We start from the raw sequence: 8,490 nt of genomic DNA, 5'->3' as shown, positions 1-8,490 counted from the left end.
CCCCGAGGGCAATTGGCCGGCGGCGCCCGCCTCCGCTCGAAGACGCGGGCGCGGGTGCCACCGCGGCCCCTGTGAGAGCGGGCCGGCGGGTCATGGGGTCACCGCCACGGGTTCGGTGTCGTCCGGCGCGGCCGGGGACTCGCCGTTGAGGGCGGCGGGCTCGGTGTCGTCCGGTTGCACGCCGGTGAGCGTGGTGACGGTGGCGATGAAACTGTCGGTCATCACCGGCGGAGGTCCGCTGGGACCGGGACCGGTGTCCGTATGGCTGCTGCCACCGCCGCCGCAACCGGCGAGCAGCAAAGCGGCGGAGGCCAGGATCTGAGTGCGTCGCATGATCGGTCCTCCTTATTGCTGCGGCGAGCCGGTCAGCGGTGTGTTCAGGTACGGGAAGCTGGCCGCGAAGCCGCTGTCGTCCAGGTAGGCGCCATCGGTAAAGCGCAGGGCGCCAGCGGGCGCGTCCGTCGGCTTGCAGCCCAGGTTGAGCGTACACAGCTTGCCCATCACGACCCGCAGCGCGATATCGACCACGTCGTCGCCGGGCCGGCGGCCATTCGGGAATCCCGCGGTGTCGCCATCGATGACGCCCAGCCGCTTCTGGCTGCCCTTGGCGGCCGGTGCAATGGCCGTGTTCAGCCGCAGCATTTCGGACGCGGTCACGGTGGCGGGCTGGTTCAGGCCTTTCACGCCGGTGAGGAAGGCGGCCACCAGATCGTTGCGCGGAAAGTTGGTCGGTGCCTTGGCACCGGCCCCGCCGTACAGCACTTCGACCAGCGCGGGCAGGGTCGGATTGGTGACGTAATCGGCAAACTGGCTGTCACCGCTCGGCTTGCTGCTGTTGAAGCGGTCCTTGTCCTTCAGGCCGATCACCACCTCATTCACGAGCGGCATGCCCAGGCGCGAGACCTGGGTCCAGGCGCCGCCTTCCTTGGATGGGGCTGCGCCATTGCCGGGCGCCGGATTCAGCAGGCGTCCCTGGCGCAGGCTGGCCGTGGTCCAGCCGCCGATGACAGGATCGCTGCCACTGGTGAGGCAGGCCGCGGCAACCTCGAGCGCAATGGTGGTGACGTTGGCGTCGGCCAGGTCGTCGCGCGCGGCGCGCTCGGCGTTGGCTGCGAACTCGACGGCGGGCGCCTTGATGTTGATGAGGTCAAAGGTCTCGCCGAGGTTGACCACGAACGGGTCCTTGCGCTGGCCCACGAACATCCGTGCCGGGGTCGCGCAGCCGGGCAGGTTGACGCTGTAGACATGCTTGGCCGCATAACCTGCGTAGTCGGGGATCGACTTGTTGCCGATGTTGTCGACCGGCTTGTCGAAGGTGCCGACCACAGTGCGCGCGCCGGCCCGCCGGTCGCCGCGCACCACAGTCAGGGTGTACGTTTCGCGCACGTTCAGGCCCGCAGGATTGACGGTGTCGATCGGCCCGCCGTTGATCACCAGCGGAATTGACACCTGCTTGCCGCCGACGTTGAACTTGGCGTCCTTGTTCATGTTCTGGAAGCGGAACTGGAAGGTCAGGTCGTCCTTGGCATCGCCGTTGTTGTCGATGTGGATTTCGTAGAGCGCGTCCGGATCCATGCTGAAGTAGTTCGGCCCTCCGTACGGATCCTGCAGCGGCTGATAGTTGGCGATGAGAGTCACGAACTTGTCGCGGCCGGGTTCATAGCTGCGGAACATGTAGAAGTCGGTGGCATCCACTTTCGGATGCCGGGTGATGAAAGGCGCCTCGCGGTGGCTGGACGCCTGTGCCGCCGGGAACACCGCGGCGGCGAGCACGAGTGCGCTCCAGGTCTGCAATCGGGTCATGTCGTTCTCCTCCGTTATCAAATGGATACTGGTGCGGCTTTTATACGCAGGGGCCAACGAATTGGATTCAGGTCGTGACTTTTTTTAAATCCGCCGGCACCGGTCGCGGCGTAGAACAGGCGGTAGCACTTCATCCACTGTCAAACGGGAACCACTATGCGCGCTTCCGTTTCTCTGCTCACCCTGGCCGCAGCTCTTGCATCGGCCAGCCTGCCCGTCGCGGCCCACGACGCCAGCGTCATGGTCGGCGGCCAGAGCATGCTGCCGGCCAAGGACATCGTCGAGAGCGCCAAGCAGTCGGCCGATCGCACCACGCTCGTCACTGCGGTGCAGGCGGCGTGACACATGGCCGACGTCGCGACCCTACGATGTGTACCAGTCCAACGGCGTGATCAATGTGATCGACACGGTTCTGATGCCGAAGTAACTGCCGGGCTGCGCGCCCGCAGCGGGGCGCGCAGGACAGGTCCCGTGAAGTAACCGTTAGTTACTAGTGAAGCTCTTGTGAAGAATTAACTTCATTTTCTGTCGGGTATCTTTACACTATGAGATCGCGCAAACAAAGCGGTTTCATAGGTCCTTGATTGTAAATATTTTCGATCCGCTGGCATGTTCTCTGCTTTGACTCTAGGTTACAAAAACGAACCCCGGGAGAACTGTCATGACCAAGATGTCCTTTGCCGCAGTGTGCCTGATGAGCCTGGCAGGGCTGGCGCCGGCCGCGCAGGCCACCACACTGCAGCTGCCTGACCCCAACCCGCTGATCAGCACCAACTACAACGCGTTCACGGTGTACTCGCTGGACCTGCTGAACACCTGCAGCGCGGCGGGCGATGCGCGCTGCCTGCCCGGCGGACCGTACCCGGTGGCGTCCAGCCCGGGGCAGATTTCCGACCAGGCGATCGTGCTGACCTCCGCCAACGGCATGAGCAACTTCACCTCGCCGTTCGCCAACGGCACTCCAGCGAACGACGTGTTTCTGACGCCCACCGGCAATCAGTCGTCAAGCTATACCATGGTGGATCCCGGGGGGGCCTTTGTTGGGGATCAGATCAACCGCTGGGACATCAAGTTGAGCAATCTTCAGTCCTACTTGAAAGGCGGCCCCCTGGTGTTCCTGTTCGATAACAATCAGGAAGGCCGGACCAGCAACCAATTCATCAACATCTGGGGCCAGGCCCGGATCGTCGACGCCGCCGGGAACACGGTCAATGGGATGTGCTTCGAGTTCAGCAAGGCGGGAGGCTGCGACACCTCGGCCGACCCGGCCCCGGCTGCCGCCGATTATGTGACAGTGATTTCGGACTACTGCGTGGACAAGATCGATGGCGCCGCCTACAACATCGGGACCGCCAAGAACGCCAACGACTGTCCCGTGGAGCCTGGCCACACGAGCGGCGGCTATCGCGTCAGCGACAACCTCAGCACCAGCATCGCCGAGTTTGCCGCCTACAGCGCCTTGCTCAGCAGTGCTGCGCTCGATCCGAACAACGGCGGCTATTTCCTGTCGGTGAACGTCAAATACTCAGGCAACAACGGCGGCGCCGAGCAGCTGTGGATCTGCAGCGACTGCCGCTTGCCGCAGGACACCGATGTGCCGGAGCCTGGCTCGCTGGCACTGCTGGGCGTGGCCCTGGCGGCGCTGGGCGTGGCGCGGGGCAAGCGCCGGGCCGCCTGAACCGGGCAATCATGATGGGTCCGTGCGCGGACCACCTCCAGCAGCCGGACGCAAGCCCGGCTGTTTTTTTTGTTCACGGGCCGCCGACCGGTGCGGGAACTTCCGGGGCGCGCGTCACCCAGGTATTCGGCGGAGGGATGCCGCTGCGTGCCAGGAGGAGAGCGCCATAGAGAGCACTGCACCGCGGACGGCTGCCAGACCTGCGCGGGACGCCACGCGAGATCAGGTGCCGGGGCTGCTCCAGCGCGTGCCGGTGCACAGTGGGGCGGTGTTCCGCGCTCCATCTGGGGGACATGCGCCACGGATTCGACCCGTCACCTGCCGCTGGGCCAGCACGTCCTCCCCTCAGGCGGACGCAGGTCTGCATCCCCGGCGCAGTGAGCCTGATCGCCAGCGGGCGGGCGCGCGCCCAGGTCGGCAGCAGGATGTCGACGGCGGCGCTCACGGGGCGGCTCCGGCCGCCCGGTCCGGCGGACCGTACAGGTAAGGCGTGAGGGCCGGGTCGTTGTACATCTTGAACTGGCGGTAGACCTTGAAATAGGCACGCCCGTCGGCCGCCTCGGCCAGCAGCTGGTCCAGGCAGAAAGCGAGGTCCGCGCGCTGGGTCAGCAAGCGGGTCAGCTTGAAGCGGCAGGCCTCCACATGGGCGCGGCTGGCGTCGGTGCGCAGGCTCTGGGCGCGCATGTGGAAGATCTTGAGCGCGAGGATGGACAGGCGGTCGATCATCGCCCCCGCCGTTTCGCTCGACAGGCGTGCGCCCGGCTGCGGCTGCACCCGCACCAGCCGCGCCAGCACCGCTTCGTCCATGGCTTCGACCGCGTCGTTGCGCTGCTGGTTGTACTGGTCGATCAGGCGCTTGCTCTGGGCGATGGTGGCGGGCGGCACGTCGCGCCGGCGGGCCCGGTCCTCCTCGTCCCACAGCAGGCAGTTGCAGCGGTGGTTGGTGGCGATGGCATGCCAGGCCGTGTCCGCAGGTGCGGGCGGCGCGCCGGACGGCGGCGGGTCCAGCACGCGGTCGTGCAGGCGGATGACGGACGCGGCGGTCAGGTCGGCAAGCATGCAGTTCTCCATGGACGAAAGCTGCCGGTTCGATGCGGCCGTCCGGGCAAAGTTCCAGCCCGTCCGGCACCCGGGTGGCCAATGCGGAAAACGGCGGGCCGGTTTCTGAGCTGGCTCAGAAGTGCGCCATGGCCAAAATATGGAACTCAGCACGAAGGCCCCGGTCGAAGCCGTGCGGGCGCAGGTCCAGCAGCGCCTGGCGGCGAACCGCAAGCCAGTTGAGCGCCCGCTGACAACCCTGACCTGACGAAAGGCGACCATGCGGCCCTTGAACATCCTCACCTGGCACACCCACGGCAGCTACCTGTACTACCTGGCGCAGGCGCCGCACAATTTCTTCGTCGTGTCCCGGCCGGGGCGGCTGCCTGGTTATGGAAGGCGCTGCGGGCATATGCCGTGGGGCGCGAATGTGATCGACCTGCCGGCCAGCGAGGTGCGCCACCAGGACCTGGACTGCATCCTGTACCAGGACGACCACCAGTACCTGGACGACCGCGATTTCCTGCTCAGTCCAGCACAGCAGCGCCTCCCCGCGATCTACCTGGAGCATGAGCCGCCGCGCGGGCACCCGACCGACACCCGCCACCTGGTCGAGGACCCGGACCTGCTGCTGGTGCACGTGACCCCGTTCAACGCGCTGATGTGGGACAGCGGGCGCACCCCGTGCCGCGTGGTCGAGTACGGCGTGATTCCGCCACCGCAGCCGCTCTACACCGGCGAGCTGGCGCGCGGGCTGGTGGTCATCAACCAGCTGGCGCGGCGCGGGCGGTGGCTGGGCGCGGACCTGTTCGAGGCGGCGCGCGCCGCGGTCCCGCTCGACCTGGCCGGGATGGAGGCGGAGCAGCTGGGCGGCCTGGGCGAGGTGCGGCACGCGCATGTGCCTGCCTTCATGGCGGCTTACCGCTTTTTCTTCAACCCGATCCGTTACGCCAGCCTGGGCCTGGCTGTGATCGAGGCGATGCTGGCTGGACTGCCGGTGGTGGCGCTGGCGACCGCGGAGATGGCCACTGTGATCGACAACGGCCGCAACGGCTATGCGGACACGCGCCTGGCCACACTGGTGGCGCGCATGCGCACTTTGCTGGCCGAGCCTGGCCTGGCGCGCGAACTGGGGCGCGAGGCGCGGGCGATGGCGCTGGAGCGTTTCCATATCGCCAGGTTCGTGCGCGACTGGAACGCCGTGTTCGCGGACGTGACCTGCACGCGGCCGCTGGCCGGCCGGGACTGGCCGTGCTGAAAGTCGCCCTCATCAGCGACCACGCTTCCCCGCTGGCCGCGCCAGCCAGCGGCGACGGCGGCGGGCAGAACGCCAGCGTCTCCGCGACCGTGGCCCGCCCCACCGTCAGCCCGCCGGCCCCCGATAGCGCGCCTCCAGCAGGTCAATCTCATGCACCAGCCGCCGCGCCGTCTGGTCCGAGATCTCGCCGCGCCGGGCCAGGTCGAAAAGCGCATCCCGCTCGGCATGGAGCGCTGCCAGCCGCAAACCGCGCTCGGCCTGGTCGGCGAGCCGCTGCTGCTCTGGATCGTGGCCGTGCGCGGGCTGGTCCGGCAGGCGCCGCTCGTACAGTTCCACCAGGCGCTCCATGGCGCGGGTGTAGGCCCGCTCGTCCGGCACGTCGATGCCGGCGCGGTGGCGGTCCGACTTCACCGCCGCGATGGCGGCCTGCGCCGCATGGTGCCGCGCGCGCTCCTCTTCGGCCTCCTCGCCCGCTTCCTCCGGCATCTCCAGCTGCGCCAGCGCGCGCGGCAAACCCAGCACCGCCATCCCCATCGACATCAGGATCACCGCCGCCGCCACAAAGATCAGCAGCGGCCGGTGCGGAAACGGTTCCCCAGTCGCGAGGTGCAAGGGCAGGGTCAGCACTGCCGCCAGCGTCAGCGCCCCGCGCACGCCCGCCAGCGAGGTCGCCAGGACCAGGCGCCAGTGCGTCTTCGGCGTCCGCACCCCGCGCGCCTTGGCCGCGACCCGCACCAGCCGCAGCGACACCCAGACCCACACAAACCGCAGCAGCGCCAAAAACAGGCTGATCACCAGCGCATGCAGCACCAGCCGCCACACCGGACCGTTGCCGTCGAGCGCGGCCTGCGCCTCGCGCCAGATATCCGGCAGCTGCTCGCCCAGCAGCACGAACACGATCCCGTTCAGGGAAAAGTGCACGGTGTCCCACACGGCGGCCCGCTGCACCCGCGTGGCGGCCTGCGCGCGCCCGCTCAGCTCGACATAGCTCATGGTCAGGCCGGCCGCCACGGAGGCCAGCACGCCGGACGCATGGATCAGTTCCGCGAACAGGTAGGCCGCGAACGGCGTCAGCAGATTGACGAGGATGGGCGTGCCCGCTTGCTCGCCCAGCCGCCGGTCCAGGAAGCCCTGCACCCGCGCAATCCCCAGCGTCATGCCCATGCCCACCGCCACCCCGGCCAGCGCCACCCACAGGAAGGTCAGTGTCGCGCTGAGCATGGAAAAGTGCCCGGTCAGCGCCGCCGCCAGGGCAAAGCGGAAGCACACCAGGCCGGTGGCGTCGTTGAGCAGGGATTCGCCTTCCAGGATGTGCATCAGGCGGCGCGGAATCGGCACCCGGCCCGCGATGGAACTGACCGCCACCGGATCCGTCGGCGAGACGATCGCCGCCAGTGCGAAGGCCACCGCCAGCGGCATCGCCGGAATCAGCCAATGGATGAACCAGCCCGCGCCGAGCACCGTGAACACCACCAGCCCAAGCGCCAGCTGCAGGATGATGTTGCGGTCCTTCAGCAGCCCGTTCTTGGGAATGCGCCAGCCGTCGATGAACAGCAGCGGCGGCAGGAACAGCACGAAGAACAGGTCCGGGTCGAGCTCGACGCCATGCTTGAGCGTGCCCGCGATGAACATGCCGAGTGCGATCTGCACCACCGGCAGCGGCACCGCGAACGGCAGCGCGCGCCGTACGTAGCCGCTGGCCACGACGGCGAGCAGCATCAGCAGCGCGATCTCAACCGATTCCATGGTCCTCCTTGTATGCCGAAAAGTGTAGCAGCTCGGCCGCACGCACCGGGCACGCGAGAGTGGGGCACAATGGCGGGACCATACGAGGGAGACACCATGGATCTGAGCTGGCAGACGACGGACGAGCACGTCGACTGGGAAGAACTGTTCGAGCTGTACCGCATCGCGCCGCTGGGCAACAAGCCACCGGGCGACCTGAAGCTCGTGTTCGGCAACAGCATGTACAAGCGCTTTGTGTACCACGAGGGCAAGCTGGTGGGCGCGGGGCGCGGGCTGGCGGACGGGCTGGACTGCTGCTACCTGGCCGACATCGCCGTGCATCCGGCCTACCAGAAGGCGGGCATCGGGCAGCAGATCGTCGAACAGCTGCTGGACGAGGTGCGGCACTACCGCAAGATCATCCTGTACGCGGCGCCGGGCAAGGAGCCGTTTTACAAGCGCTTCGGGTTCCGGCGCATGCTGACGGCGATGGCCATTTACCGCAACCAGGTCGATGCGGCGCAGCGGGGCTATGTCGAATCGGAGTGACCGTGCGGCAATGCTGTGCGGCCGTTGCGGCGCTTTGGCTAAGATGGCCTCCAGACCCGATGACTTTTGCAGGAGGCTGCCATGCATGAAGAAGATCCGCGCCGCAAGGAACTACACCGCGACTTGCCGACCCATCCGCCCGATCCCGCCGCCGCGGGCGACGAACAGAAGGTGGTGAACGATGGGGGCGCCGTGCGCACGCGCGACTACAACGATCCGCCGCCCGAGGGCTCGCCGGGCAAGTCGATGGGCAACGCGGTCGACCCGCAAGTGGGCGGCGCGCTCGGCCAGCCCGCCGGTGAGTCCGATGCCGCCGGCCACCGCACCGAAGAGACCCGCGCCGAGGACGTGAACGACCGCCGCACGGAGTCCTGACTCAGGCCATGCGCGGGCCGGTCGCGCCCACGGCGCTGGGCCACTGGGCTGCTGCGCCCTCCCG

The 8,490-nt window shown here is 67.7% G+C and carries 9 protein-coding genes; 5 read left to right on the top strand and 4 right to left on the bottom strand.

The genetic code is table 11. The features are described 5' to 3' along the window. Nucleotides 1-90 precede the first annotated feature (90 nt). Nucleotides 91-333 (bottom strand): hypothetical protein, encoded by a 243-nt coding sequence (locus E4L96_RS14100; RefSeq protein ID WP_135207862.1) that lies wholly within the window; start codon nucleotides 331-333, stop codon nucleotides 91-93. Nucleotides 334-345: 12 nt separating this feature from the next. Then, nucleotides 346-1,803 (bottom strand): DUF4331 domain-containing protein, encoded by a 1,458-nt coding sequence (locus tag E4L96_RS14095; protein ID WP_135207861.1) that lies wholly within the window; start codon nucleotides 1,801-1,803, stop codon nucleotides 346-348. Between the two features lie 156 nt (nucleotides 1,804-1,959). On the opposite strand from E4L96_RS14095, the gene E4L96_RS14090 reads away from it, so the two are divergent. Both E4L96_RS14090 and E4L96_RS14085 read left to right on the top strand, forming a co-directional pair. Further along, on the top strand, nucleotides 1,960-2,145 hold the full coding sequence (locus tag E4L96_RS14090) for a hypothetical protein (protein WP_229414479.1): 186 nt from the start codon (nucleotides 1,960-1,962) through the stop codon (nucleotides 2,143-2,145). Between the two features lie 319 nt (nucleotides 2,146-2,464). Then, nucleotides 2,465-3,481, top strand: a complete 1,017-nt coding sequence (locus E4L96_RS14085; protein ID WP_135207860.1) for a PEP-CTERM sorting domain-containing protein — start codon at nucleotides 2,465-2,467, stop codon at nucleotides 3,479-3,481. A 441-nt stretch (nucleotides 3,482-3,922) separates the two neighbouring features. Here the strand turns inward: E4L96_RS14085 and E4L96_RS14080 are convergent, their stop codons facing one another. Beyond that, nucleotides 3,923-4,540, bottom strand: coding sequence for a DUF4254 domain-containing protein (locus E4L96_RS14080; protein WP_135207859.1), 618 nt, complete (start codon nucleotides 4,538-4,540; stop codon nucleotides 3,923-3,925). Between the two features lie 259 nt (nucleotides 4,541-4,799). Between E4L96_RS14080 and E4L96_RS14075 the strand changes: the two genes are divergently transcribed. Next, nucleotides 4,800-5,777, top strand: coding sequence for a glycosyltransferase family 4 protein (locus E4L96_RS14075; RefSeq protein WP_135207858.1), 978 nt, complete (start codon nucleotides 4,800-4,802; stop codon nucleotides 5,775-5,777). Between the two features lie 105 nt (nucleotides 5,778-5,882). Here E4L96_RS14075 and E4L96_RS14070 read toward each other — a convergent pair whose 3' ends face one another. Further along, nucleotides 5,883-7,523, bottom strand: a complete 1,641-nt coding sequence (locus tag E4L96_RS14070) for a Na+/H+ antiporter (protein WP_135207857.1) — start codon at nucleotides 7,521-7,523, stop codon at nucleotides 5,883-5,885. Nucleotides 7,524-7,619: 96 nt separating this feature from the next. On the opposite strand from E4L96_RS14070, the gene E4L96_RS14065 reads away from it, so the two are divergent. Both E4L96_RS14065 and E4L96_RS14060 read left to right on the top strand, forming a co-directional pair. Then, a complete protein-coding gene (locus E4L96_RS14065) occupies nucleotides 7,620-8,051 on the top strand; it encodes a GNAT family N-acetyltransferase (protein WP_135207856.1) in 432 nt (143 codons plus the stop codon). An 81-nt stretch (nucleotides 8,052-8,132) separates the two neighbouring features. Next, entirely contained in the window at nucleotides 8,133-8,426 is a 294-nt protein-coding gene (locus E4L96_RS14060; RefSeq protein WP_135207855.1) for a hypothetical protein, read from the top strand. The last annotated feature ends 64 nt before the right edge of the window (nucleotides 8,427-8,490 follow it).

The sequence above is a fragment of the Zemynaea arenosa genome (assembly GCF_004614185.1).
GTDB classification, from domain to species: Bacteria; Pseudomonadota; Gammaproteobacteria; order Burkholderiales; family Burkholderiaceae_D; genus Telluria; species Telluria arenosa.
This window is presented reverse-complemented; position numbering and strand designations above follow the sequence as displayed.

Bases quoted from the DNA above. Each gene is read 5' to 3' on its own strand.
- E4L96_RS14065 (WP_135207856.1), top strand. From the start codon at position 7,620: ATGGATCTGAGCTGGCAGACGACGGACGAGCACGTCGACTGGGAAGAA.
- E4L96_RS14100 (WP_135207862.1), bottom strand. From the start codon at position 333: ATGCGACGCACTCAGATCCTGGCCTCCGCCGCTTTGCTGCTCGCCGGT.
- E4L96_RS14090 (WP_229414479.1), top strand. From the start codon at position 1,960: ATGCGCGCTTCCGTTTCTCTGCTCACCCTGGCCGCAGCTCTTGCATCG.
- E4L96_RS14095 (WP_135207861.1), bottom strand. From the start codon at position 1,803: ATGACCCGATTGCAGACCTGGAGCGCACTCGTGCTCGCCGCCGCGGTG.
- E4L96_RS14080 (WP_135207859.1), bottom strand. From the start codon at position 4,540: ATGCTTGCCGACCTGACCGCCGCGTCCGTCATCCGCCTGCACGACCGC.
- E4L96_RS14070 (WP_135207857.1), bottom strand. From the start codon at position 7,523: ATGGAATCGGTTGAGATCGCGCTGCTGATGCTGCTCGCCGTCGTGGCC.
- E4L96_RS14075 (WP_135207858.1), top strand. From the start codon at position 4,800: ATGCGGCCCTTGAACATCCTCACCTGGCACACCCACGGCAGCTACCTG.
- E4L96_RS14060 (WP_135207855.1), top strand. From the start codon at position 8,133: ATGCATGAAGAAGATCCGCGCCGCAAGGAACTACACCGCGACTTGCCG.
- E4L96_RS14085 (WP_135207860.1), top strand. From the start codon at position 2,465: ATGACCAAGATGTCCTTTGCCGCAGTGTGCCTGATGAGCCTGGCAGGG.